We start from the raw sequence: 23,142 nt of genomic DNA on the forward strand, positions 1-23,142 counted from the left end.
TGCGGCCGGCCTCACGGCGGGGTGCCGCGGCAGGGCGCCGGGAGGCCGGTGTCCTGCCCAGGGCCGGCACCCGGCGCCGGAGCGGCGTCCGACGCCAGCGCGACCAGCCGCTCCGCGAGATCGGTGGGTGAGGGCAGCGCGGCGTTCCGCTCCCGCAGCCGCAGTGCCGCGGTGCGGTACGACTCCTCGCCGAGCAGCGAGCCGAGAGCGGTACGGACGGTGTCCGGCGCAGCGGTGTGGTTCGGCACGCTGATCGCGGCACCGGCCGCCGCCAGCCGCTCCGCCACCAGGGGCTGGTCGTAACCGCAGGGCAGGCACAGCTGCGGCACCCCGGCGGCCACCGCCGTCATCGCGCTGCCGCCGCCGGCGTAGTGGACCACGGCAGCACAGCCGTCGAGGACCTGGTGCAGCGGTGCCTCTTCCAGCGGGTGCACCCACGGCGGCAGGGGCCCGCACGCGGCCAGCTCCTCCCGGCCCGCCAGGAGCAGTACCTCCGCGCCGAGTTCACCGGCAGCCTGTAGTACGGCCGGAACGCGCAGCGAATCCGGACCGAAGACCCGGTGTACGGAGCGGCCCCAGACCACGCAGATCCGCGGTCGGCCGGAGCGGGGCACGGCGGAACGGGAGAAGGTTCCCGGCCCGTTGTACGGCGTGTACCGGGCCGGGAGCCGCAGGACACCGGGGTCTGCGGGCCGGTCGAGCGGCGCCGGGCAGGGATCGGCGACGATGCGACCGGTGTCCCCGGCGGACGCCGGGAGACCGTACCGTTCGAACGCCCCGCTGAGGTCCTGGGGAAGGAACCGCCTGTCGCGGCTCTCCGGAGCGCAGCCGATCGCCCCCCACCGGTCCGCGGGACCGACCGGCCCCCACAGGTGCAGCACGGCGGGCACCGCCGCGAGGGCCGCGACGAGCGGACCCTCCGCGCTCATCAGGTCGTGCAGCACCAGGTCCGGCTCCCAGGCGCGGGCGAAGTCCGCCGCCGCGTCGGTGCTCGCCCGGTGCAGCCGCGTCAGGGCGGGTTCGGTGCGCCCCCACCACGCGGCGAAGTCGAACGCCCCGGTACCGGCGAGCACTTCACCGGTGTCGGGGTGCAGCGGCGGCGACGCGTACGGCCAGGCACCTTCGTACGCGCTCAGCAGAGCGCCCATCCGCGCCTTGACGAGCATGTCCATCGAGGACAGGACGGGCGCGGCACTCAGGCCGGCCCGCGACAGCGCACCGGACTGCGAGGCGTCGCACAGGAACCGCACCGGGTGCCCGGACCGTTGCAGGGCCCGGGCGAGGGGGACCATCGGGTAGTAGTGCCCCGGCCAGGCCGAGACGGCGAACAGTACGCGCACGCGGCGTTCTCCCATCGGTGCCGGCGGTCAGCCGGCTCGCAGCCGTTCGAGGAGCATCCCGGCCAGGTCCAGGAACTCGTCCGGGGACGACGCGGTCATCTGGAGATCGACGAGGGCCTCGTCCGCTCCCGCCTCGGCGCCCGCACGCAGGTAGTCGGCCACCGAGGCGACGGTGTTGCCGGCCGGGTGCCGCGGCGAGGCGTCCGCGGTGAGTACCGGGTTGGTCCGCAGGATCATCCGCAGCCCGTCCGGGTCGCGGCCGGCCCGGTCGGCGGCCTGCCGTACCGCGGACCACATGTGCCCCAGCACCGGTACGGGCAGGTCCGCCGGCAGCCAGCCGTCGGCCCGCCGCCCGACCCGCTCCAGCGCGGACGGATGGAAGGCCGCGAAATACAGCGGCGGCCGGGGCCGCTGGACAGGGCCCAGCTCCACGTGGGACGGCGGTACCGTCCACAACTCGCCCTTGTGCTGCACGGGGTTCTCGCCCCACAGGGCGTCCAGCGCGTCCAGGAGTTCGTCGGTCCTGGCGCCCCGCCCGCGCCACGGCACGCCCAGGGCCTCGTACTCGTCCCGCGACCAGCCCAGGCCGAGCCCGATGTCGAGCCGCCCGTCACTGAGCCGGTCCAGCGAGGCGAGCGTCCTGGCGAGCAGCACCGGTGTGTACCAGGGCGCCACCAGCACATTGGTGCCCAGCCGCACCCGTTCGGTGACCGCCGCCACCGCCCCCAGGACGCTGACCGGGTCGAGGAAGCCCCGGTACTCGCGCGGTACGGGACCGGGCCCCTCGGGGGTCGAGTACAGGCTCCGCGGTTCGACCGGGACCAGGGCACGGTCCCCCACCCAAAGGCTGTCAAAACCGGCCTGCTCGGCAGCCCGCGCCAACCGGGTCAGACTCCGGCCGTCGGCGAACGCCCCGTACTGCGGCAGCGCCAGACCTACCCGCATCGTGACGGTGCTCCCTTCCGTTGTCGCGTCTGTCGTGTTCTCCGGGCACCGGGTGCGTCGTCCGAGGTCAGGGCTGGAGCCCGAGCTGCTGCATCAGGCTCAGCCGGTCGAAGACCGCGCTCCAGCCGGTGATCAGCCCGTCCGCCACCTCCACCCGGTCCACGGCCCGCCAGCGCAGCTGCTTGCCGGTCGGCTCGATCCGCTGCCCGTTGGGGTGCACCAGGGCACCGCTGTGCGTTCCGGTGAAGAACAGCTCCACGGCGATCGCCGAACCGTCGGCCGCCACCACCTCGGAGACCACTTCCCGGCGCAGGTCCGGGTAGGCGGCAACATGCCGGGTGAGGACGCCCTTCGCGTAGTCCCGGCCGGTTCCCTCGGTGGTCGAGGTACGGAATACCGCATCGGGTGCGAAGAGTTCGTCCAGCTCGTCGATGCGCCCGGCCTCGACCGCCGTCCAGACCGCGTCCCAGAGTTCCTTCGCGGTGGCCATGAAAAATCAGTCTCCTATTGCCCTGGAAATTCCTCTGCCGCAGCATGTAATTACCGAACCGCTCCGTACCGGCAGTGGGGTGTGCCGCGCGCCGGTGCGGGTTTGCCGCAACCGGACGGCGGTGACGCGACAAACCCCGCCGCACTCAATTACCGGTGTCGGCAAAATGATTGACAGTACGCGACGGCGAATTGCACAGTGCGAATGCGCCGGCGCCGTGAACGAATGCGCCGCAGCACTTTCTCCCTCTTCGCCGACCCCGGAGGTCACCCATGTCCACAAGCCCCGCGAGCACGGCCACGGCGGAGCCGGACCCGCTCCCCGTCATCGAGCTGGCGATGGCCTTCTACGGGTCCCGGGCGCTGATGAGCGCCCTCGAACTGGGGGTGTTCACCGCGCTGGCGGACGGCGGCGCGGACCGCTCGCTGCTGGAGGAAAAGCTCGGGCTGCACCCCCGTACCTCGCAGGACTTCCTCGACTCGCTGGTGGCGCTCCGCCTGCTCACCCGCGAGGACGGCCGGTACGCCAACTCCGCCCTCGCGGAGCGTTTCCTGGTACGCGGCCGGGACGGTTACGTCGGCGGGTTCGCCGAGATGGGCAGCGCCTCGCTGTACCCGGTATGGGGCAAGCTCACCGACACCCTGCGCACCGGCGAGCCGCAGATCCCCGCCGGCAGCAATTTCTTCGAGGGCCTCTACCAGCGCCCGGAGGCCGCGCGGAAGTTCATGGACGCGATGGACGCCTTCAACGCCGACATCGCGGCGACGCTCGAAGAACTGGCCGACTGGAGCGCCTGCGCCACACTGACCGACGTCGGCGGCGCCCGGGGCGATCTGGCCGCACGGCTGGTGTCCGCGCACCCGCAGCTCTCCGCCACCTGCATGGACCTCCCCGGCGTCCAGCCCCTCTTCGACGAGCGCGTGGGGGAGGCCGGCCTCGCCGACCGGGTCGCTTTCCACAGCGCCGACTTCGTGCACGACCCGCTGCCGGCGTCGGACGCGTTCATCTTCGGGCACATCCTGCACGGACGCGACCTGGACCAGCGCCAGGACCTCATCGACCGGGCCTACGCCGCCCTCAGCCCCGGCGGCAGCCTGTTCATCTACGACCGCATGATCGACGACAACCGGAACACCAAGGCGCTCAGCCTGCTGGGCAGCCTCGGCATGGCCCTCGTCTCCAGGATCGGCAGCGAGTACACGCCGGCCGACTGCCGCCGGTGGCTGGAGCGGGCCGGCTTCGAGGTCGTCGCCGTCCGCCCGCTGGCGGCCACGGACACCATCGTCGTCGCCCGTAAGCCCGCCTGACCCGGCGTACGGCGACACGCCCACGGCCCACCGCGCGAAGAGAAGGAGAGGGCGATGACGACGGACGACGACGCCGGGGTGCTGGCCGGCCAGGAGGTCTACTCGGCACGGGTCCTGAAGTTCTACGACCTCCTGGTCCTGCGGCTCACCAGCTCTCTGGTCTGGCGGTGCCCACCGGGCGCGATGCTGCGCCTGCACGAACGGAACCTCGGCGCGCGGCACCTCGAACTCGGCGTCGGCACCGGCCACTTCCTCGACCGCGGCCGCTTTCCGGTGCCGCACCCCGCCATCGACCTGCTCGACCTCAACCCCGACGCGCTCGCCCACGCCGCACGCAGGCTGGCGCGCCACCGTCCCACGACGCACCGGGCCAACGTGCTGGAGCCGCTGCCGGTGCCCGAGGGGGCGTTCGACTCGGTCGGCATGAATCTCCTGCTGCACTGCCTGCCCGGCGGCAGCCTGCGGGCCAAGGAGGCCGTGGTGAAGAACGCCGTCACCGCTGCGCGCGCCGGCGGCCGGGTCTTCGGCAGCACCGTTCTGGCCGAGGGGGTGCACCTGAACCCGGCCGCACGGGCGATGCTGCGCAACCACAACGAGCGGGGCATCCTCAACAACGCCCGCGACAGTCTCGCGGACCTGCGGTGGGTCCTGCACGAACACCTCACCGACGTCCAGATCCGCGTCCGGGGCTGTATCGCGCTCTTCGAGGCCACCGCCGGGTGACCGATCCGTGCCCGAGTCCAGGCCGTACGCCACCCGAGAGGAATTCCCCGAGATGACAGATCACGAGTCGGCCGGCGCCGCGGAAGCCGGCCGGCCGGGCACCGCGGTACGGCGCTTCCCCTTCGCCCCGTCCCCCCGGCCCGAGTGTGCGCCGGACCCGGGGCCGGGCCCGGACGATCCGTTCGCGGAACTGCGCGAGCACGACCCGGTGCACCTGGTCGAGCTGCCGTTCGGCGGCCGGGCCCGGCTGGTGACCCGGTACGAGGACGTCAGGACCGTGCTCGCGGACCCGCGCTTCAGCCGTACCGCTGCGTCACGTCCTGACGCCCCCCGGTTCGAACCCGTGCCGCCGCCACCTGTCGGGGTGTTCGTGTCCGACCCCCCGGAGCACACCAGGCTCCGCTCCCTGGTGGCGAAGGCGTTCACGAAACGGCGGGTCGAAGCCATGCGCCCGGGCGTCCGGGCCTCCGTCCAGACGCTGATCGGCCGTATGAAGGCCGCGGGACCCCCGGCGGACTTCGTGCCGGACTTCGCGCTTCCGCTGCCCGTGGCGGTGATCTGCGACCTCTTCGGCATCCCCGAGGAGGACCGCGCTTCCTTCCGGCAGTGGTGCGATGGCCTGCTGTCGACCACCTCGATGACCGAGGAGGAGATCCACGCATCGCGCCGTGCCCTCTTCGGCTATCTGTCCTCGCTGGTGGCCGAGCGGCGCAGGAAACCCGCCGACGACCTGCTCAGCGGCCTGGTGCGGGCCCATGTGGCGGAAGACCGCCTCACCGAGGAGGAACTGGTCGTCTTCTCCGGCGGGCTGCTGGTGGCCGGTTACGAGACCAGCGCGAGCCAGCTGGCGAACTTCACCTGCCTGCTGCTGCGTACACCGGATCTCTGGAAGCAGCTGGGGGCCCGGCCCGAGAGCGTCGGCACGGCCGTGGAGGAACTGCTCCGCCATGTGCCGTCACTGGAGATCGGCGGCTTCACCCGGGTGGCCACGGAGGACGTCGAACTCGGCGGCGTCCTGGTGCGGGCCGGGGAGACGCTCGTCCCGGTGCTCGGCTCCGCCAACCACGACCCGGCCGTCTTCGACGCACCGCACCGGCTCGACCTTGAGCGCACGCCGAACCCGCACATCGCCTTCGGCTACGGACCGCACCGGTGTGTCGGTGCGCAGCTCGCCCGGGTCGAACTCCAAGAGGCGTTCCGCGCGCTGCCCCAGGCCTGTCCCGAGCTGCGCATCGCCGCCGAGCCGCGCCGGAAGACCGGGACGATCATCCACGGCCTCGCTTCGCTCCCCGTGTCGTGGTGAGCCGCCCGCACCGGCCCGCCCACCCGGACCGCCCCGCCCACCCCGTCCACGCCCCGGCGTCGTACGCCGTACGCCGCCACTGATCGCTCGCGCCGGAGGCCGTACGCCACCGGCCCGGCCAGGAGGAACCACCATGCTCGCCCGTAAGGAACTTCCGGCACCGTACGCCGAATTCAACCGCAGCACCGGGGCGCCCGGACGGCACATGTCACAGGACGGCCGCACTCCCCAGCAGCGGCTGGCCGACCCCGACCCCCGGCGCTTCGGCCTCTTCGGCTTCCAGGTCCCGAGCGACACCCGCGCCTTCGAATACCCCTTCGCCGCCACCCGCATCGCGGCGGAACAGGGACTGCGGGTGCTGGACGTCGGTGCCGGTCTGTCCGGCCTGCAGTTCCTGCTGTCCGGGCAGGGCTGCAAGGTGACCACGGTCGATCCCGCCGCGCGGCAGACGCCGCACGCCGGCCAGGCGGACGAGGAAGGCAGCCGCTTCTCCCCCGGCTACTGGATGACACTGGACCCGGCCGATCACGCCCGTATCAACGAGCTGTTCGGCACCGACGTGGAACTCGTCGCGGACGAGATCCAGCACTGGGACGGGCCCGTCGGCGTGTTCGACCGGGTCGTGTGCCTCTCCGTCCTGGAACACGTCGGCCCGGCCGAGGCCCGCCAGATGATCACGTCGATGGCCGACCGGCTGGCTCCCGGCGGCACGCTGCTGCTCACCGTGGACCTCTTCTTGGACCTTGAGCCGTTCGGTGTGCTGAAGGAGAACGTCTGGGGCCGCAGCCACGACGTCCACCAGCTGCTGGCCGGGCTGCCCCTCGCGCTGAAGGAAGGGGACCGGCGCGAGCTGCTGGGGTTCCCGGAGTTCGACCGCGAGCGGATCGTGGGCCTGCTGCCGGAGCTCCTGATCGGCCGGCACTACCCCGTGATGACGCAGGCGCTGGTCCTGGAGAAGACCACCCCGGACCACACGTTCTCCTGACCGGCTTCCGCGCCGCAGAACCCGGGCCGGCTCCCCGGCCGCGAACCCCAGAGGAACGATCATGCGCGTACTCTTCAGCACCCTGCCGTCCCGCGGGCACTTCTACCCCATGGTGCCGCTCGCCTGGGCACTGCGGTCCGGCGGCCACGAGGTGGCCGTCGCGGCCACGGGTGCCTTCTCCCCCGCCGTGGCCGCCGCCGGACTCAACCCGCTCGGCACGGTCGACGACCTCGACATGCGCCGCCTGATCGGCGAGGACCGCCAGGGACGGCCGGTGCCCGACCCGCAGGACACCGAGGGCAAGCTGCACCGCAGCGGCCGCGGCTTCGGCCGGGCGTCCGCCGCGGCCTTGCCGGCCATGACCGAGCTGCTCACCGCCTACCGGCCGGACCTCGTGGTCGGCGAGCCCACGGACTTCGCGGGCCGGCTCGCGGCCTACGCGGCCGGCATCCCGCACATGGTCCACGCGTGGGGGCTCCCCGTCCCCCGGGCCATGGCGGACGGTGTGGTGTCCGAGCTGCGACCGGAACTGTCCGGCCTCGGCCTGGCAGAACCCCCGCCCCCCGGGCTCTTCGTCGACGTGTGCCCGCCCTCCCTCCGCCCCGGCGACGGGCCGGCGTCCGGCGCCCCCTCCCTGGCCATGCGCTACACGCCCTTCAACGGCTCCGGCGCCCTCCCCGACTGGGCACTGGGCCCGCCCGCCACGCGCCCGAGAGTGTGCGTCACCTTCGGCACCATGATCGGCGGCTATCCGGGGGCCGCGCAGTCCATCGCCGCACTGGCATCGGTGCTCATCGCATCCGGGTACGAGGTGGTGGCAGCGGTCGGCGACGACCTCGCCCCCCAGGTCCGCGAACTGGTCCCCCAGGCCCGCCACGTCGGCTGGCTCCCGCTCCACGCCGTACTGCCCGCATGCGACGTACTGGTGCACCACGGCGGCTCGGGCAGCGCCATGACGGCCCTGTGCACCGGCGTCCCCCAGGTCGTCACCCCGTACGCGACCGACCAGTTCAGCAACGCGGGCCACGTCGAACGCGCGGGCGCCGGCCTTCGCATCGACCGGGGCGGGTCCGGCCCCGAAGAGGTGGCCGAAGCCTGCACCCGCGTCATCGAGAACCCGGCCTTCACCCGGCAGAGCCGAGCCCTCCAGCAAGAAATCAGCCTTCAGCCGTCCCCCGCCGACGTGGCCACCAACCTGGCATCCGCCCTGTCCCGGGACCTGCCCCCGGCCCCTGCCGCGCAGCCGGCTGCGAACGGCCTTTGACCTGGGTCGTGCGTGTGGCCGCTGCGGGGCCCCTGATACCGAGCAGGCGGCCGGACAGGGGCGGCGGCCTCACCGAACTCCGAAAAGCGAGCATCTCCCTCATCTTCCCCCTCACCCTCCTGTGACCCACCACACTTCGTCCGGCGTCGAAGTGGCAGCTCTATAGCGTGGCGATCGCTGTTTCGGGCGACGACATTCACAGCTGCATTCGAGGGAGAGATATATGCCAGGCCGCAAGCGCTACACCGCGACCGAGACCAGCGAGGATTATTACTGGGAGCGCGTCAAGCGTAACCTCGGCTGGCTCGGTAACACCCTTGAAGAGCAGAAGGAACGCCAGCTCAAACTGTGGGACGCCACCATCGGCGTAGCGGGTGTCGGCGGTATAGGCGGGGCCACCGCCGAGCGGTTGGTGCGCATGGGCGTACAGAACCTCAAGGTGGCGGACCCCGACACCTTTGAAGTGTCGAACATCAACCGCCAGTACGGCGCTTCCCTCGACACCGTCGGGCGCAACAAGGCCGAAGTGGTGGCCGAGCTCGTGTACAACACCACCCGCGACGTCAATGTCGAGGTGTATCCGGAAGGCATCACCGAGGAGACGGTCGACGAGTTCTTCGAGGGCTGCGACTACGTACTCGACAAGATCGAGCTGTACGAGATCAACGCCCGTTACACCCTTCATCGGGCATTCCGCCGGTCGCAGCAGTGCCGGTTCATGATGCTCACGCCGGTCTTCGGGCACCGTACGTTCTTCTTCAAGTGGACCCGGGACTCCATGCCCGCCGAGGAGTATTTCGGCGTTCCGGCCGACGAGCCCATGAACGAGAAGAACGCCCGACGGATCATCAGCCGGTTCATCCCGGAAATGCCGGATATCCGAGTTCCGAGGTGCTGGAGGACTGGTTCATCAAGAACCTTGAGTGCCCGATCTTCGCGGGAACTCCGCCCCTCGCCCAGGGAATGCTCGCCTCCCGGATCGGCCAGGCCATCACCGGCCTCGACCAGCTGCCGGGAGCTGTCCCGCTGCCCGTCACCCCGGGGTACTCCATGATCGACACACAGAAGTGGATCGCCAGGACGGTGGAGGGGGTCTGGTGGTAGCCGGCACCTCCACGACGTCCCCCACCCGCCCGCCCGAGGACCGGCTCCATCTGCCGCCCACCGTGCGTCCACGGCATGCCACCACCTTGAGCACCTGGACCGAGCAGGATCTCGAAGCGCTCTACGACCGTGCCCGATGGATGCTGGGGCAGCCCCGCGAGGTGGTGGCGCGTACCGGGCCGGGCATGCTGCTGGGCACGCTCTTCTACCAGAACAGCACCCGTTCCAGGATCAGTTTCGAGGCAGCCGCCCACCGGATCGGCGGTGCCGGCATCGGGTTCTCCGATGTCGCCACCACCCGAGCAGGTGACTTCTACGCGGAGTCGCTGGAGGACACGGTCCGGGTCCTCGGCAGCTACGCGGATGTCCTGGTGCTCCGGCACACCGAGGACGACGCCGCCGAGCGCGCGGCCGCGGTCTCGCCCGTACCGCTGATCAGCGCCGGCACCGGGGACCAGGAACACCCCACCCAGTTCATGCTCGACCTGTGGGTGATCCGCAGGGCACTGGGGACGTTGAAGGGCGCCACCATCGGGTACGTCGGTGACCCGGCGTGCCGGGTGGCCCGGTCCCTCGTGTACGCCCTGCGCGCCTTCGGGGCCGGCGGGCTGGTCTTCCTGACGCCTGACGGCGCCCGCTTCCCGGCGGACGTCGTCGCGAGCATGGAGAGCGCAGGACTGGCGTGGCGCACGGTGGAGTCGGCCCGGGAGTTGCTGGCCGCTGTGGACGCGGCGTGCATCATCCCCTTCGAGCTGTCGGACTTCCATCAGAGTTCGGTGCGCACCCATTCCCGTGCCGACCGCCTCGACGAGCGTTTCGTCTTCGGTCGGGAACTGCTCACGGGCCCCGGCGCCGGGGTGCCGCTGACCCACACGGGACCGCGCGGCCCTGAGCTTCCGGCCGACGTGGACGACCTGCCGGACGTGCACTATCTCGACGGTGTCGCCAAGGGCGTGGTGCTGCGCGCGGCCTTGCTGGCGGAGCTTCTCGCGCGCCGTTGACCGGTCGGGCAGGGGCCGGGCGCATACCGGCCCGGCCCCTGTGCCGGTGGGCGTTCCGGTGGTGACGAAGACGGCAAGGTGGGTATCTCCGCCCAACGGCCGGCCTGTTCAGGCGCCCGGGCCCCGGTCACGCGCCGGACAGCGCGGCATCGGCCGCCCGCCGGCGACGCTCCACGCCGCACCAGGTGACCACGATGCCCGCCACGAAGCAGCCCGCGCTGATCACCGTACCGACGCGCATACCGGTCGGGAACGCGGAAGTGCCGGCCACCAGCGCACCGAGCAGCGCCACCCCCAGTGCGCTGCCCACCTGCCGTGCGCAGTTCAGGACGCCCGAGGCGGTACCGGCCCGCCCGGCCGGGGCCGACTCGACCACCGCCGTCACCGTGGCCGGCATCGCGAAGGCGGTTCCGAAGCCGATGGCGGCCAGCGGCAGGACAAGGGCGGGGTACGGGGTCGAGCGCCCCGCGATCAGCAGGCCCAGGAATCCCGCGGCCCCGATCGCCAGCCCGATCACGATGGGAAGGCGGGGCCCCGACCGGGCCGTCATCCTGCCGCCCAGCATCGAGGACACCGCCGCCATCGCGGTCTGCGGCAGGATGGCCAGCCCGGCCCACAGGACGGGGTAGTGGCGGTACTGCTGGAAGTAGAACGTCAGCACGAACAGCTGGCCGTAGAAAGCGGTGTTGAGGAACAGGCCGACCAGCGTCGCGCTGGAAAAGGTGCCGTTGCGGAACAGCCCGAGGGGCAGCATCGGGTCTTTCGTGCGCTTCTCGGCCAGCAGGAACGCACCACCGCAGAGTACGGCCAGCGCGAAACCCGCCAAGACGGACGGTGCTGTCCAGCCGCGATGGCCCGCCTCGATCACGGCGTACGCGATCGCCCCCAGTGTCAGAATGCCCAGCGCCTGGGCGGGCAGGTCGAGCCCGGCGGACCGTGCAGGGCGCGGCGCGACGACGTAACGGGCCGTCAGTGCGAATCCGAGGATGCCGAAAGGGAGATTCACGTAGAAGACCGAGCGCCAGCCGAATGCGGCCACCAGCAAGCCGCCCAGCACCGGACCGGACGCTGCCGCGATACCGCCGATGGCACCCCACACACCGATGGCCCGCGCGCGCTTTTCCTTCTGCGGGTACGACGCATGGATGAGGGCCAGCGATGTCGGCACCATCAGCGCTGCGGCCAGCCCTTGCAGCAGTCGCATGACGACGAGAAATCCCAGGGAGGGAGCCAGCCCGCACCCTATGGAGGTGACGACGAACAACACCAGGCCGGTCTGGAACACGGCCTTGCTGCCGAGCCGGTCACCGATCGAACCCGCGGAGAGCAGCAGCCCCGCGAAAACGACGGTGTAGCCGTCGGCCACCCATTGCACTCCGGACAGGTCTGCGCCCGCATGGAAACCCTGTCCTATCCGCGGCAGCGCCACGCTGACGATCGTGGTGTCCAGGATCACCATGAAGTAGCCCGTACACAGCGCGATGAGCGGCATCATGGAGGCCGTGCCACCGCCGGATGCCTCGGACGGAGCGGCAGCCGCCGTTTGTTGCTGAGCCATGAGGTGTGCCCTTCCTGCCTTTCCTGCGCCGGTCGCGTCAGCCGGTCGCGTCAGTCATGAGTCATGGCCCGGCACGCGGACGCCCAGCACGGCGGGCAGTTCCCGTTCGCCGCGACGGGTCAGCCGCACCACGCGGTCGTTCGCCGGCCGCCGTATCCAGTCGAGTTCGAAGAACCGGTCGAGAAGGACGGAACCCAGCGCCCCCGCCAGGTGGTGGGCCTGTTCGCTCCAGTCGACGCAATAGCGGACCGCCGACCGCCGGCCGGCCGGCAGCTCGACACCCAGGCGCTCGGCGAGCAGGCTCGCGCCGTGCGCCGAGAGCCTGTAGGTCACATCGCGGCCGGGGGCCGAAAGGCGGTCGTGCCGCGCCTTCCCGGGGTGGAACGCTCCGTCCCCGCCGGTAAGGGCCTCGGCGTCCAGAAGGGCGCGCATCACCGCGACCCCGAGTTTGCCCGCCAGGTGGTTGTAGCAGGTCCTGGCCCAGGCCAGACTGCGTACGCGCTGTTCCCGGCGGTTCGCGGGCAGCGGCCGCCGCGCGAGGCCGGCCAGCTTTTCCAATGCCTGGGCCGTGTCAGCGGAAGCGAGCCGGTAGTAGCGGTGGCGCCCGTGCACCTCCACTGTCAGCAGGTTCCCCGCGACCAGTTTCGCCAGGTGTGAGCTCGCGGTCGACGCGGAGATCCCGCTCGCGCAGGCCAGCAGCCCGGCGGGCAGCGCCCGGCCGTCGGCCAGCGTGAGCAGGATTCTGGCCCGCGAGCGGTCACCGATGAGCTCGGCCACTCCGGCGAGGTCGGGGCAGGGCTCGTGCGGGCACGGCTCGTGCGGGCCCGGCTCCTGGTCACCGGTCTGCCGGGCCGTCACGTGAACCGGGCTTCGACCTGCGAGCTGCCGCGGACGGCGATGGCGTCGAGTTCCACCCGGGCGCCGAGCGGCAGCCGGTCCACCATGAAAGCGGTACGGGCAGGCGGGTCCTGCGGGAAGAACTCCCCGTAGACCCCGTCGAACTGCGGCATCTCGTCGTAGGTGACGAGCCATACCCGCATGCTCACCACGTCGCCCAGGCCCATGCCTGCGGCCTCCAGCGTGGCCCGTACGTTCTCCAGCGCCTTGCGCCCCTGCTCGGCCACGTCTTCGGACACCAGCCGGCCTTCGGCGTCCACACCGAAATGGCCCGCCAGGTACGCCGTACCGGCTACGACGACACCCGGCGAGTACTTGTATCCGTGCAATTTCCCCCGCGTGATGACCTCTCGGCCCACGGCAGCCCTCCATGTGCGATGCGTTCCCGCCGCCATGGAGAGGGGCGGCGGGCGGTCGCCGTCACCGTAGAACGCCGAAGCTTCGATACGGAGCGAAGTGTGCCGCCGCCCGGCCGGGCGCCGCCCGGCCCGGCCGAACCGCGTGGGCCGAAGGCCGGGAGGAGATTTTACGTACCGCCCCGCAACGTCATGCGCCGGCAAATTACGCGCAAATTACCGTCAGGTAAATTGGTGGCCGCCGACACCCCCCTTGTAGCGTGACCTCGGGTAACAGGTGCCTCGCGGGCACTTCGGCCAATCACTCGTCAAGAATTCTTTTGGGGGACGGATGCGTGATTTCGCGGGCGATGCGAACTTCGTCGATCCAGCCGCACTCATAGGCGACAAGACACGGGCAAGGATTCTTCTGTCACTGCTCGACAAGCGCGCACTGCCCATGTCGATGCTGGCCTCCGAGGCAGGAGTTGCCCTGTCCACCATGAGCAGCCACCTGGGCCAGCTCCTGGACGGCGGAATGCTGACGGTCCGGCGCGAGGGGCGTCACCGCTATTACAGCCTGGCGTCCCCCGAAGTGGCCAGGGCCATCGAATCCCTCGCCCAGCTGGCTTCGCCGTTCAAGCCGAACTCGCTGCGCTCGGGAACCCGTGCCCGCGCTCTGCGGGTGGCCCGCACCTGCTACGACCACCTCGCCGGCCATCTCGGTGTGCTGATCATGCGCGGGCTCATCGCCAAGGGTGCCGTGGTCGGAGGCGACGGCACCCACCGTCCGGAACGCCCCGGAGCGGACCGGCTGGCCGCCTGCGGCCGGGACATCGCGTACGAGGTCACGGCCCAGGGGTGGCGGTTGCTGGGCAGCATCGGCGTCTTCCGCCCCCGGACCGACCGCCCGCTCGTGCGCTACTGCGTCGACTGGACGGAACAGCGCCATCACCTCTCGGGAGCAGTGGGAGCTGCCCTCCTGGAACGCTTCATCAGCCAGGAATGGGTGCAACGAGCCCCGGAGAGCCGGGCCTTGAAAATCCTTCCGGCCGGCGAGGCCGACCTCCACTCATGGCTGGACATCGACCCGCAAAAGCTCCATGCCGATCTCGCTGCGTGACGCGGAAGGCGCGGCAAATCGCGCCCATCGTCGGCACGGGGCCGCTTTGGGGTGATTACGAAATCTTTCCGGGGGGTGACGGCCGCCAGGACAATACAGCAGGATTGTCCTTGACCAAGGAAAAGCCCCCGCCCGCAAAGCTGGTGTTTGCGGGCGGGGGCCGTGCGGGCCGTGCGGCCCGAGTGCCATCGGGGCGTCAGGCCCGGCGGCGGCGGAACGCCTTGCGGATGAAGTGCACGATCAGCCAGATCACCACGATGATGATCACAATGAAGATGATCAGCAGCACGATGAGGAAGATGCCGAGCTTCTTGAAGAAGCCCTTCTTCTTTTCCTTCTTCTCCTTCTTGTCCTTGGAGCCGAAGGCGGCCTTCGCGTGGTGGAAGGAGGCCGGGGCGGCCGCCGGCTGTGCGGCCGGGGTGTCGGTGGTCTGCTGCTGGACGCTGTGGGCGACCGCCGGTGCCGCGGGCGACGCCGCTGCCGCGGAGCCCGCCGCCCCCATCAGGCCGAGCAGCAGGGCCACGACAACCGCGGTGATGCGCCCGCTTGTTGCCCGTACGGCGCTCCCGGCGCGTACGGCATGTTCGGAAGGCTTGCGCTCGGTGCTCATCCGGTCCGGTTTCCCCTCGTGGTTGGTGCTGGGCGCGGCACGCTGATCGTGACGCGCGGCAACCATTATGGGCGGCGGCCGTCGCCACCGGCTCTACGGCGGCCCTAGCGGCCCGCTTCCCCGGCACGCGCGCCTTCGCCGGTCCGCGCGCCCTCGCCGGTCTCCTCCTTCATCGCCTTCGTCTCGCTCTTGAGGATCCGCAGCGACTTGCCCAGGGCCCGCGCGGTGTCCGGCAGCTTCTTCGAGCCGAACAGCAGGATCACCACGAGCGCCACGATCAGCAGGTGCCAGGGCTCCAGCCCGTTCCGCAGCATCGTCGTCCCGCCTTCCTTCCGTGGCGGCGGCACCGGCGCCCGGTCACTGCCGCCTCGTCCGCTTCACATTTTGTGACTTGCTACATTGCGCAACTGTACAACCAACGGGCGAGAACGACCGTCTTCTTCGGCACAGAGCCGCGCGGGTGAGGGTGCACACATGACAGCAAGCAGCCACAAGGCGGTGGCCGAAGGCGCCGGACGGAACGTACGGAAAGGGCGCGACGGCCGGGCCGTACGGGGCAGACGCCGCCCCCTGCGGACGGCCGGGGTCATCGCCGTCTCGCTGCTCGTACTGATCGCCGCGGGCGCGGGCTGGTTCTACTTCAAGCTCAACGGCAACATCACCACCTTCGGCGCCGAGGGCGTCAGCCCGCAGCGCCCCGCGGAGGGTGCCGGCGGCCAGAACGTCCTGGTCATCGGCTCCGACTCCCGGGCCGGCGGCAACAGCGCACTGGGCGGCGGCGACGGTGACGTGGGCCGCTCGGACACTGCCTTCCTGCTACACATATACGGCGACAGCAAGCACGCGGTCGCGGTCTCCATACCCCGGGACACCCTGGTGGACATACCCCCGTGCCGGCTGCCGAGCGGCAAGTGGACCGCGCCGCAGCACAACGTCATGTTCAACGCGGCCTTCTCGGTCGGCGAGAGCCCCAAGGGCAACCCGGCCTGCACCCAGAACACGGTGGAGAAGCTGTCCGGCGTACGCGTCGACCACACCGTCGTCGTCGACTTCGAGGGCTTCTCGAAGATGACGTCCGCGGTCGGCGGCGTACCGGTCTGTCTGCCGAAGGACATCTACCAGGGCGATCTGAACCCGAACCGCCACTCCCGCGGTGAGCGGATCTTCGCCAAGGGCCCGCAGACCGTTTCCGGTCAGCAGGCGCTCGATTACGTACGCATCCGGCACGGTATCGGTGACAACTCGGACATCGGCCGTATCCAGCGGCAGCAGGCGTTTGTCGGCTCGCTCATCAAGAAGGTCAAGGACCAGGGATTCAATCCGGGGACCCTGCTGCCGCTGGCCAACGCCGCCACCCAGTCCATGACCGTCGACCCGGGCCTGGACTCGGCCGACAAGCTGCTCTCGTTCGCTATGTCCCTGAAGGACATCGACCTGCACAACACCAAGTTCGTCACCCTGCCGTGGCGCTACCAGGGCGAGCGGGTCGCGATCGTGCACCCTGCGGCGGACGCGCTCTGGGCGGACATCAAGGCGGACCGCACTCTGGACGGCACGTACGCCGGTGGGGCGGGGGCGTCACCTTCCGCGGGGCCGTCGCCGTCTTCCTCCCCCGATGCGGGTACTGCCCCGGGTACGGGCGCGGGCATCAGCGTCGTCGTGTACAACGGCACCACCACGACCGGGCTGGCCGCCCGCGCCGCGGAACAGCTCAGGTCCGCGGGCTTCACCGTCACCGGTACGGCGACCGCGCGCACCCAGCACCACACGGCCACCACCGTCGAATACGGCGCGGGCAAGGAAGCCGAGGCCAAGACCGTCGCCGCCCGGTTCCGTGACGCGCGGCTGGTGCCGACGGCCACCGCGGGCGTGCACGTCGTCCTGGGCACCGGCTACGCGGCCGACCCGGCCATCGTCTCCTCCGGCGCCTCTCCCGCGGCCTCCCCCTCGCCCCCGTCGTCCGGGGCGTCGGAGATCGCCGGTTCGGCACGGTCGGCCGACGACAACATCTGCTCCGGTTTGTCCTACGGGTGAGCCGACCGAGGCGCGGAGCCGTCAGGCCCCGGCCCCTACCCCGGTTCCGATGCCACCGTCCGCCGGTCGTACCGACTCTTGGCCCACGCCAGCCCGGCCCCGTACAGCACCAGTACGGCCGCCAGCAGCCCGTAATAGAGGGGAGGCAGCGCCGCCATGCCCAGCAGCGGACCCAGTGGTGACGGCGGCAGCAGCAGCCCGATGACGGCGAGCGCGCAGACGGCGGCCCGGATCGGGCCGGGTGCCCGGCCCGCCGCCGAGTGCCGGCCGGTCCGCAGCAGGTACATCACCAGCGCCTGCGTGAGCAGGTTCTCCGTGAACCACCCGGCGTGGAACGCGTCCTGACCACCCGGGTGCCCGGAGCCGTGCACCGCCAGCGCCAGTACGCCGAACGTGGCGAGGTCGGCGGCGGCGTTGAGCAGGCCGAAGCCGGTGATGTAACGCAGCAGGTCGGCGGGGCGCAGCACCGCGGGCCGGCGCAGTGCGGCCGGGCCCGGCCGGTCGAAGGCGAACGCGAGCTGGACCGCGTCGAAGCACAGGTTCTGCACCAGGACCTGCGCCGGGAGCATCGGCAGGAACGGCAGCAGCAGCCCGGCGCCGAGCATCGCGATGACGTTGCCGAGGTTGGAGGAGAGGGTGATGCGCAGGTACGTGGCGATGTTGGCGGTGCTGCGGCGGCCCGCGACGATCGCGCCGTCGATGGCGCTCAGGTCCTTGGAGGCGAGGACGACGTCGGCCGCCTCGCGCGTCACGTGGACGGCGTCGCGCGGGGCGATGCCCACGTCGCAGGCGTGCAGCGCGGGGAGGTCGTTGACGCCGTCGCCGAGGAAGCCGACGGTACGGGGCACGGCGCCCCTCCCGTCCGTGTCACCGGCGTTTGTGCCCGCGTCGCCGCCGGTCTCGCCCGTCTCTCTGGCGAGCGTCCGCCCCGTACCGCCGGCGGCTGTCCGCCCCGTACCGTCACCGGCCCGCAGCGCGCCCACGATGCGCGCCTTCTGCTCCGGTGTGCAGCGGGCGAACGCCGTCGTACGGGCCGCCAGCCGGGCCAGCTCGGCGTCCGTGAGGCCGTCGATCCGGTCGGCGGTGACCACCGCGCCGGGGCCGGTGTCGAGTCCCAGTTCGCGGCAGACGTGGGTGACGGTGCCGGGGTGATCGCCGGTGAGGACCTTGACGGCGACACCGCGCCGCGCCAGGCCCGCACAGGCCGCGGCGGCGGTCGGGGCGAGCGCGTCCCGCAGGCCGACGAAGCCGACGAGGGTCAGGCCGCGCTCGTCCGCCGGCGTGTACGGGCCGGTCCGGGCGGGCCGCTCGGCGACCGCGACGGCCAGCAGCCGCAGCCCGTCCGCCGTCCGCTCGGCGACGAACCGGGCCAGCCGCGCGCGGGCCGCGTCGTCGAGGTCGATGTCCCGGGCACCCCCACCGATGTCCTGGCCAGGGGTGACGGCCTCCCGGTCGCTGGTGTCCGTGTTCTCTCCCCCCGTACGGACACGGGCGCAGCGCTCCAGTACGTCCTCGGGCGCGCCCTTGACCACGAGCGTGTGCGTGCCCAGCCGGGAGCGGGGGCCGCCCGCCGTGGCCGCGTCCGTCCGGACCACCGCGCACGACGTGCGGCGTACCGGGCCGAAGGGCAGGGCGGCGACGCCCTCGTATACCAGCAGCTCGTCGAAGTCGTCCTCGGCCGCCTCCAGGATCGCCTCGTCGAGGGCGTCCGGCGTGGGCAGCTCGGCGAGCTGGAGTGTCCACAGGCTGTTGACAGCCGCCCAGTGCAGCGGTTCGGGCGCGGGACGTCCGTCCGGGGCGAGGGCGCAGTCCAGGACGGGGCGGTCCTGGGTGAGGGTGCCGGTCTTGTCCGTACACAACACGTCGATCGCGCCGAGGTCGTGCAACGCGGGCAGCCGCTTGACGATCACCTCGCCGCCGCGCGCGAGCAGCGCCGCGCCCCGGGCGAGTGCGGTGGTGACGATGACGGGCAGCATCTCGGGAGTGAGCCCGACCGCCACCGCGACGGCGAACGGCAGCGTCTCCAGGCCGCGCCCGCGCAGCGCCGCGTTGGCCATCAGCACCAGGGGCGGGGTGAGCAGCATGAAGCGGATGAGGGTCCACGAGACGCCGTTCACCGAACGGTCGAAGGCGCTCTCGCGCGGTCGGCGCGAGGACGGGCGGGGGCCGGGCGGCCGGGGGACGCCCGCGGCGGGCTCCTTCCGGGGCGCGCCCTTCCAGCGGGTACGGTGCGCGCCGGGGCGTGCGCCCCACCCGGCCGGCCGCCGGTACGTACCGGCGAACAGCGTGTCCGCGCCGGTCGCCAGCACCACCGCGGTCGCGCTCCCGGAGGCGACGCTGCTGCCCTGGAAGCACAGCTCGGGACGTTCGAAGAGGCCGGGGCCGGGAGGTGCGGCGGGGCGGGGAGGCGTAGCGGGAGCGGACTGTGCCGCGGGACCGGAGGACGCGGCAGCGGCACCGGACGGCGAGGCGACAGGCCCCGAACACGCAGCGGGCCCCGACCACGCAGCAGGCCCCGAAGCCGCCGCGGGGCCGGGAGACTCGGCAGGCGGCCCCGAAGCCGCGCCCCGGCCGCCGTCGTCCCCGTACGGTTCCGCCCCCGCCCCCTCCCGCACGTCCACCGGGTATTTCGCCACCGGCGCCGACTCGCCCGTCAGCGCAGCCTGGCGCACCGTCAGGCCACTCGCGCGCAGCAAGCGCAGATCGGCGGGGATCAGGTCCCCCGGGCCGAGCCGGATCACATCGCCCGGTACCAGCTGGTCCACCGGGATCTCCCGGGCGGCGCCGCTTCCCGGTGTCCTCGCGGCCCTGCCGCGGCCGGGCCGGGTGACCGGCGCGGCGGCGTCCGTCGGCGCCCTGCGCTGCACCGTCGCCGTGGTGGCGATCAGCTCGCGCAGCGCCGCCGTGGACCGCTCGGCCCGGTACTCGCCGCTGGTCCGCAGCACCGCGCTGACCACCACCAGGACGGCGATCACGCACGCCGCGCCCCAGGACGCGACGGCGGCCGAGACCAGGGCCAGACACAGCAGGACGGTGGTGAAGGGGTCGCGCAGGCTGCGGACGAAGCGCCAGGGCCGGCCCGCCGGCCGCCGCTCGGGCACCGTGTTCTCGCCGTACCGCAGCAGCCGTTCCTCGGCCTGTCCCTCGGTCAGGCCGCGCGGTCCGCTCTCCAGGAGCCGCAGCGTCTCCAGTGCCGTCAGGTCCGGGGTGTCCCGCAGGGCGGCGCCGTCCGCCGCCCGCGCCGCCGCTGGTACGAGGTGGGTGCCCGGCTCCGCCTCCCCCTTCGTACGAGCGGCCGCGGAGCCCGTGACCTTCTCAGGCGCCCAGGCCACGGATGCGCCCCGGGGCCGCCGGTCCCTCGGACCGGCCCGCCCGGTCGGTCAGCTGCCCCACCAGCCACCGCACCATCGACACCACATCGGGGTCGTCCACCAGGTACACCACGCGGCGGCCCTCCCGCCGCGACCGCACCAGCCCCGCCAGCTTCAGTTTCGCCAGGTGCTGGCTCACCGCGGGCAGCGCGCCGCCGACCCGCTCCGCCAGTCCGCTGACATCGCACTCGCCGCCCGCCAGTGCCCAGACGATGTGCAGGCGCGCGGGCGACGCCAGCAGTCCGAACGTCGCCGCGGCCTCCGTCAGCACCTCGGCCGACGGATCCGTCACGTCCTCGACGCCACTCGTCACAGCCGTTCTCCATCCGCCCAGGGCCGGGCCCGTGCCCCCGAAAGGGCCCAGTCTAGGCGCCGGGCACCGGGCGTTCCCGTACCGAAGGGGCCGCTCCCGGCCAGCGCCCGTGCTCGCCCGGACAGCGGCGCCGACCCCGGCGGACGCGCGCGAGACTCCCGGCTCCGAACCCGAGGGTCTACGCGAATGCCCCGCCTCCGCCCCCGGCCGGCCCACACGAAAACCCCGGCTCCGAACCCGAGGGCCCGGAGCCGGGGCTCCGTAGTGCAGTCGGGGGAAGCGGCGCCGGGGGGACAAGCCGCTTCCCCCGATGGCGGACCGTGCCCCAAAGTCCGCGCCGCCGTCAGGGGGGAAGCTACGGCGTGGACCCCGCAGAGGGGCGCGGGCCCGTGCCCTGCGGATTCCTGCCAGATTCGCCGGGCACACCACCATCCTGCTCCGGCCGCCGGATGCCGGACGCGGGCAAAAGGCCTCCCTCCAGGGGCCTTTGGTCCTTAAAGTCCCGGTGAACGAGGCGGGACAGCCCCGGCGAACGCGATGGGACATCCCCGGTGAACGCGGCAGGCACGTCCCGGTGAACGCGGCAGGCCCGGCACCGCCCCGGCCGGGCGCGCCCGGAGAGCCGGTCCGTCAACGCCCCGCCCCCGCCGTCGCTCCACCCCCGTTCCGGAAGTGGTTAGACTCACCCGGCCGGTACCGGGGAGGGCAGGCGGGAGCTGCCGTAGGGGAGACGGGGACAGTCGGATGGCGCAAGCAAAGAAGATCGCGTTGTACGTGGTCGCCGTCTTCGTCCTGTACACGATCATCACGTCCCCGGCGCGCGCCGCCGATCTCGTGCAGATAGGGTTCGAGGGCATCTCGTCGGCCGCCCATGGGGTCGGTGAGTTCATGACCCAGCTGATCTCGTAGGACGCCCGGCCAGACCGGGGCGGACGGTACGGGACGACGCCGGTGGCCGGACGGCGGGCGCCGTGCGACGCGGGCCCGGCCGTACGGACGAAGCGCGGAGGACCGCCCAGTGATACGCCACCTGGTTCTTTTCAAGCTCAACGACGGCGTCGAACGCGACGAGCCGCGGGTCGAGGCCGGCGTCAAGGCGTTCCGGGAGCTGGCCGACCAGATTCCCGAGCTGGAGTTCTGGGAGTGCGCCTGGAACATCACGGACCGGCCGATCGCGTACGACTTCGCCGTCAACTCCGCCGTGGCCGACACCGACGCCCTCAAGCGCTATATCGAACACCCGGCCCATCAGGCCGCCGCCGGGCAGTGGCGTGAGTTCGCCACCTGGGTGATCGCCGACTACGAGTTCTGAGCCGCGGCCCCGGCCGCGTGTCCGCCCCTTGCCCCTCGCGGGTGAGGGGCTTTTCGCCGTCCCGGACGGGGGGCTTTCGTCGCCCGGGCGCGCCGGTACGCCTCCGCCGCCAGGGCCTGCAACGCGGCCCATTCCGCGATCAACTCGGCGATCAACACGGCGTAATACGGTGCTTGCACACAGTGCACATGTCTTGTGATGCTATGACCTGCTATGACCGCTTTTGCCGGATGGATGGACTGAGAAGGGTGGCGTGACCGTGACGGCCCGAACTGCGCCCAAGGCGCCATCCCGCGAGAGCAGGAGCGCGGACACCCGGGCACTCACACAGGTGCTGTTCGCCGAGCTGGCGAGCCTGGAACCCGGCACCCCGGAGCACGCCCGGGTACGCGCCGCCCTGATCGAGGCGAACCTGCCCCTGGTCCGGTACGCGGCGGCACGTTTCCGCAGCCGTAACGAGCCGATGGAGGACGTCGTCCAGGTCGGCACGATCGGCCTGATCAACGCCATCGACCGGTTCGACCCCGGCCGGGGCGTCCAGTTCCCCACCTTCGCGATGCCGACCGTGGTCGGCGAGATCAAGCGCTATTTCCGGGACAACGTGCGCACCGTCCACGTACCGCGCCGCCTCCACGAGCTGTGGGTGCAGGTCAACGGCGCCACGGAGGACCTGACCGTGCTGCACGGCCGGTCGCCGACCACCGCCGAGATCGCCGAGCGGCTCAAGATCGGCGAGGACGAGGTGCTGGCCTGCCTGGAGGCGGGCCGCTCGTACCACGCGACCTCCCTGGAGGCCGCACAGGAGGGCGACGGGCTGCCGGGCCTGCTGGACCGCCTCGGGTACGAGGATCCGGAGCTGGCCGGCGTCGAGCACCGCGACCTCGTACGGCATCTGCTGGTGCAGCTCCCGGAGCGCGAGCAGCGGATCCTGTTGCTCCGTTACTACAGCAACTTGACGCAATCCCAGATCAGTGCCGAGCTGGGGGTGTCGCAGATGCACGTGTCGCGGCTACTGTCGCGGAGCTTCGCACGACTGCGGTCCGCAAACAGGATCGAAGCCTAACCGGGACGGGCGACCCCTTCCTGCACTGATATGTCGACTTGGCGCTACAGCGTGTTGCCGACAT

At 71.8% G+C, this 23,142-nt stretch carries 22 protein-coding genes; 12 read left to right on the plus strand and 10 right to left on the minus strand.

Going from position 1 to position 23,142, the window contains the following annotated elements:
* Positions 1–11: 11 nt before the first annotated feature.
* From ACH4FX_RS06430 to ACH4FX_RS06440, 3 genes are all read right to left on the minus strand, one after another.
* Positions 12–1,340: a glycosyltransferase gene (locus ACH4FX_RS06430; protein WP_398475755.1), complete on the minus strand. Its 1,329-nt coding sequence runs from the start codon at positions 1,338–1,340 to the stop codon at positions 12–14.
* Between the two features lie 27 nt (positions 1,341–1,367).
* The gene (locus tag ACH4FX_RS06435; RefSeq protein WP_398475757.1) at positions 1,368–2,285 is read right to left on the minus strand and encodes a TIGR03619 family F420-dependent LLM class oxidoreductase; all 918 of its coding nucleotides are present in this window, start codon (positions 2,283–2,285) and stop codon (positions 1,368–1,370) included.
* A gap of 67 nt (positions 2,286–2,352) precedes the next feature.
* Positions 2,353–2,775, minus strand: coding sequence for an ester cyclase (locus ACH4FX_RS06440; protein WP_398475759.1), 423 nt, complete (start codon positions 2,773–2,775; stop codon positions 2,353–2,355).
* A 272-nt stretch (positions 2,776–3,047) separates the two neighbouring features.
* Here ACH4FX_RS06440 and ACH4FX_RS06445 point away from each other — a divergent pair, with 272 nt between their 5' ends.
* The 7 genes from ACH4FX_RS06445 (at position 3,048) to ACH4FX_RS06475 (ending at position 10,462) form a co-directional block, all read left to right on the plus strand.
* Complete coding sequence (locus ACH4FX_RS06445; RefSeq protein ID WP_398475761.1) at positions 3,048–4,082, plus strand: methyltransferase; 1,035 nt, start codon at positions 3,048–3,050, stop codon at positions 4,080–4,082.
* A 54-nt stretch (positions 4,083–4,136) separates the two neighbouring features.
* Positions 4,137–4,805, plus strand: coding sequence for a methyltransferase (locus ACH4FX_RS06450; protein WP_398475763.1), 669 nt, complete (start codon positions 4,137–4,139; stop codon positions 4,803–4,805).
* A 52-nt stretch (positions 4,806–4,857) separates the two neighbouring features.
* Positions 4,858–6,108 (plus strand): cytochrome P450, encoded by a 1,251-nt coding sequence (locus ACH4FX_RS06455; protein ID WP_398475765.1) that lies wholly within the window; start codon positions 4,858–4,860, stop codon positions 6,106–6,108.
* Positions 6,109–6,241: 133 nt separating this feature from the next.
* A complete protein-coding gene (locus tag ACH4FX_RS06460; RefSeq protein WP_398475767.1) occupies positions 6,242–7,093 on the plus strand; it encodes a class I SAM-dependent methyltransferase in 852 nt (283 codons plus the stop codon).
* A gap of 61 nt (positions 7,094–7,154) precedes the next feature.
* On the plus strand, positions 7,155–8,357 hold the full coding sequence (locus ACH4FX_RS06465; RefSeq protein WP_398475769.1) for a nucleotide disphospho-sugar-binding domain-containing protein: 1,203 nt from the start codon (positions 7,155–7,157) through the stop codon (positions 8,355–8,357).
* Between the two features lie 223 nt (positions 8,358–8,580).
* A complete protein-coding gene (locus ACH4FX_RS06470) occupies positions 8,581–9,411 on the plus strand; it encodes a ThiF family adenylyltransferase (RefSeq protein ID WP_398475771.1) in 831 nt (276 codons plus the stop codon).
* A 112-nt stretch (positions 9,412–9,523) separates the two neighbouring features.
* Entirely contained in the window at positions 9,524–10,462 is a 939-nt protein-coding gene (locus ACH4FX_RS06475) for a hypothetical protein (protein WP_398476394.1), read from the plus strand.
* Positions 10,463–10,589: 127 nt separating this feature from the next.
* On the opposite strand, the gene ACH4FX_RS06480 is transcribed toward ACH4FX_RS06475, so the two are convergent.
* Genes ACH4FX_RS06480 through ACH4FX_RS06490 form a run of 3 tightly spaced genes read right to left on the minus strand, consistent with a single transcriptional unit; the run spans position 10,590 to position 13,276 of the window.
* The gene (locus ACH4FX_RS06480; RefSeq protein ID WP_398475773.1) at positions 10,590–12,020 is read right to left on the minus strand and encodes an MFS transporter; all 1,431 of its coding nucleotides are present in this window, start codon (positions 12,018–12,020) and stop codon (positions 10,590–10,592) included.
* A gap of 54 nt (positions 12,021–12,074) precedes the next feature.
* Entirely contained in the window at positions 12,075–12,878 is an 804-nt protein-coding gene (locus tag ACH4FX_RS06485) for an ArsR/SmtB family transcription factor (protein ID WP_398475775.1), read from the minus strand.
* Positions 12,875–13,276: a RidA family protein gene (locus tag ACH4FX_RS06490; protein WP_398475777.1), complete on the minus strand. Its 402-nt coding sequence runs from the start codon at positions 13,274–13,276 to the stop codon at positions 12,875–12,877. Before ACH4FX_RS06490 ends, ACH4FX_RS06485 begins: the two co-directional genes overlap by 4 nt.
* A 328-nt stretch (positions 13,277–13,604) precedes the next feature.
* Here ACH4FX_RS06490 and ACH4FX_RS06495 point away from each other — a divergent pair, with 328 nt between their 5' ends.
* The gene (locus ACH4FX_RS06495; protein WP_398475779.1) at positions 13,605–14,375 is read left to right on the plus strand and encodes an ArsR/SmtB family transcription factor; all 771 of its coding nucleotides are present in this window, start codon (positions 13,605–13,607) and stop codon (positions 14,373–14,375) included.
* Between the two features lie 196 nt (positions 14,376–14,571).
* On the opposite strand, the gene ACH4FX_RS06500 is transcribed toward ACH4FX_RS06495, so the two are convergent.
* Together ACH4FX_RS06500 and tatA are read right to left on the minus strand one after the other, a co-directional pair.
* Positions 14,572–14,985 carry a hypothetical protein gene (locus ACH4FX_RS06500; RefSeq protein WP_398475781.1) on the minus strand — a complete coding sequence of 138 codons (414 nt, stop codon included), beginning with the start codon at positions 14,983–14,985 and terminating at the stop codon, positions 14,572–14,574.
* A 104-nt stretch (positions 14,986–15,089) separates the two neighbouring features.
* Positions 15,090–15,299, minus strand: coding sequence for a Sec-independent protein translocase subunit TatA (gene tatA / locus ACH4FX_RS06505; RefSeq protein ID WP_398475783.1), 210 nt, complete (start codon positions 15,297–15,299; stop codon positions 15,090–15,092).
* 160 nt (positions 15,300–15,459) lie between these two features.
* On the opposite strand from tatA, the gene ACH4FX_RS06510 reads away from it, so the two are divergent.
* Positions 15,460–17,019: an LCP family protein gene (locus ACH4FX_RS06510; protein ID WP_398475785.1), complete on the plus strand. Its 1,560-nt coding sequence runs from the start codon at positions 15,460–15,462 to the stop codon at positions 17,017–17,019.
* A 35-nt stretch (positions 17,020–17,054) separates the two neighbouring features.
* Here ACH4FX_RS06510 and ACH4FX_RS06515 read toward each other — a convergent pair whose 3' ends face one another.
* Together ACH4FX_RS06515 and ACH4FX_RS06520 are read right to left on the minus strand one after the other, a co-directional pair.
* Complete coding sequence (locus tag ACH4FX_RS06515) at positions 17,055–20,351, minus strand: cation-transporting P-type ATPase (RefSeq protein ID WP_398475787.1); 3,297 nt, start codon at positions 20,349–20,351, stop codon at positions 17,055–17,057.
* Positions 20,335–20,703 (minus strand): ArsR/SmtB family transcription factor, encoded by a 369-nt coding sequence (locus ACH4FX_RS06520; RefSeq protein WP_398475789.1) that lies wholly within the window; start codon positions 20,701–20,703, stop codon positions 20,335–20,337. Before ACH4FX_RS06520 ends, ACH4FX_RS06515 begins: the two co-directional genes overlap by 17 nt.
* Before the next feature lie 744 nt (positions 20,704–21,447).
* Between ACH4FX_RS06520 and ACH4FX_RS06525 the strand changes: the two genes are divergently transcribed.
* The 3 genes from ACH4FX_RS06525 to ACH4FX_RS06535 all read left to right on the plus strand — a co-directional run bounded on the left by ACH4FX_RS06525 (position 21,448) and on the right by ACH4FX_RS06535 (position 23,078).
* The gene (locus tag ACH4FX_RS06525) at positions 21,448–21,612 is read left to right on the plus strand and encodes a hypothetical protein (RefSeq protein WP_167515140.1); all 165 of its coding nucleotides are present in this window, start codon (positions 21,448–21,450) and stop codon (positions 21,610–21,612) included.
* Positions 21,613–21,721: 109 nt separating this feature from the next.
* Positions 21,722–22,015, plus strand: coding sequence for a Dabb family protein (locus ACH4FX_RS06530; protein WP_398475791.1), 294 nt, complete (start codon positions 21,722–21,724; stop codon positions 22,013–22,015).
* 253 nt (positions 22,016–22,268) lie between these two features.
* Entirely contained in the window at positions 22,269–23,078 is an 810-nt protein-coding gene (locus tag ACH4FX_RS06535) for an RNA polymerase sigma factor SigF (RefSeq protein ID WP_398475793.1), read from the plus strand.
* Positions 23,079–23,142 lie beyond the last annotated feature (64 nt).

It is taken from the genome of Streptomyces sp. NPDC018019, assembly GCF_044327805.1.
In the GTDB taxonomy this organism is placed as follows: Bacteria; Actinomycetota; Actinomycetes; order Streptomycetales; family Streptomycetaceae; genus Streptomyces.

Coding starts and splice junctions, on each gene's coding strand:
- ACH4FX_RS06435 (WP_398475757.1), bottom strand. CDS start 2,285: ATGCGGGTAGGTCTGGCGCTGCCGCAGTACGGGGCGTTCGCCGACGGC.
- ACH4FX_RS06440 (WP_398475759.1), bottom strand. CDS start 2,775: ATGGCCACCGCGAAGGAACTCTGGGACGCGGTCTGGACGGCGGTCGAG.
- ACH4FX_RS06445 (WP_398475761.1), top strand. CDS start 3,048: ATGTCCACAAGCCCCGCGAGCACGGCCACGGCGGAGCCGGACCCGCTC.
- ACH4FX_RS06450 (WP_398475763.1), top strand. CDS start 4,137: ATGACGACGGACGACGACGCCGGGGTGCTGGCCGGCCAGGAGGTCTAC.
- ACH4FX_RS06455 (WP_398475765.1), top strand. CDS start 4,858: ATGACAGATCACGAGTCGGCCGGCGCCGCGGAAGCCGGCCGGCCGGGC.
- ACH4FX_RS06460 (WP_398475767.1), top strand. CDS start 6,242: ATGCTCGCCCGTAAGGAACTTCCGGCACCGTACGCCGAATTCAACCGC.
- ACH4FX_RS06465 (WP_398475769.1), top strand. CDS start 7,155: ATGCGCGTACTCTTCAGCACCCTGCCGTCCCGCGGGCACTTCTACCCC.
- ACH4FX_RS06470 (WP_398475771.1), top strand. CDS start 8,581: ATGCCAGGCCGCAAGCGCTACACCGCGACCGAGACCAGCGAGGATTAT.
- ACH4FX_RS06480 (WP_398475773.1), bottom strand. CDS start 12,020: ATGGCTCAGCAACAAACGGCGGCTGCCGCTCCGTCCGAGGCATCCGGC.
- ACH4FX_RS06495 (WP_398475779.1), top strand. CDS start 13,605: ATGCGTGATTTCGCGGGCGATGCGAACTTCGTCGATCCAGCCGCACTC.
- ACH4FX_RS06500 (WP_398475781.1), bottom strand. CDS start 14,985: ATGAGCACCGAGCGCAAGCCTTCCGAACATGCCGTACGCGCCGGGAGC.
- tatA (WP_398475783.1), bottom strand. CDS start 15,299: ATGCTGCGGAACGGGCTGGAGCCCTGGCACCTGCTGATCGTGGCGCTC.
- ACH4FX_RS06510 (WP_398475785.1), top strand. CDS start 15,460: ATGACAGCAAGCAGCCACAAGGCGGTGGCCGAAGGCGCCGGACGGAAC.
- ACH4FX_RS06525 (WP_167515140.1), top strand. CDS start 21,448: ATGGCGCAAGCAAAGAAGATCGCGTTGTACGTGGTCGCCGTCTTCGTC.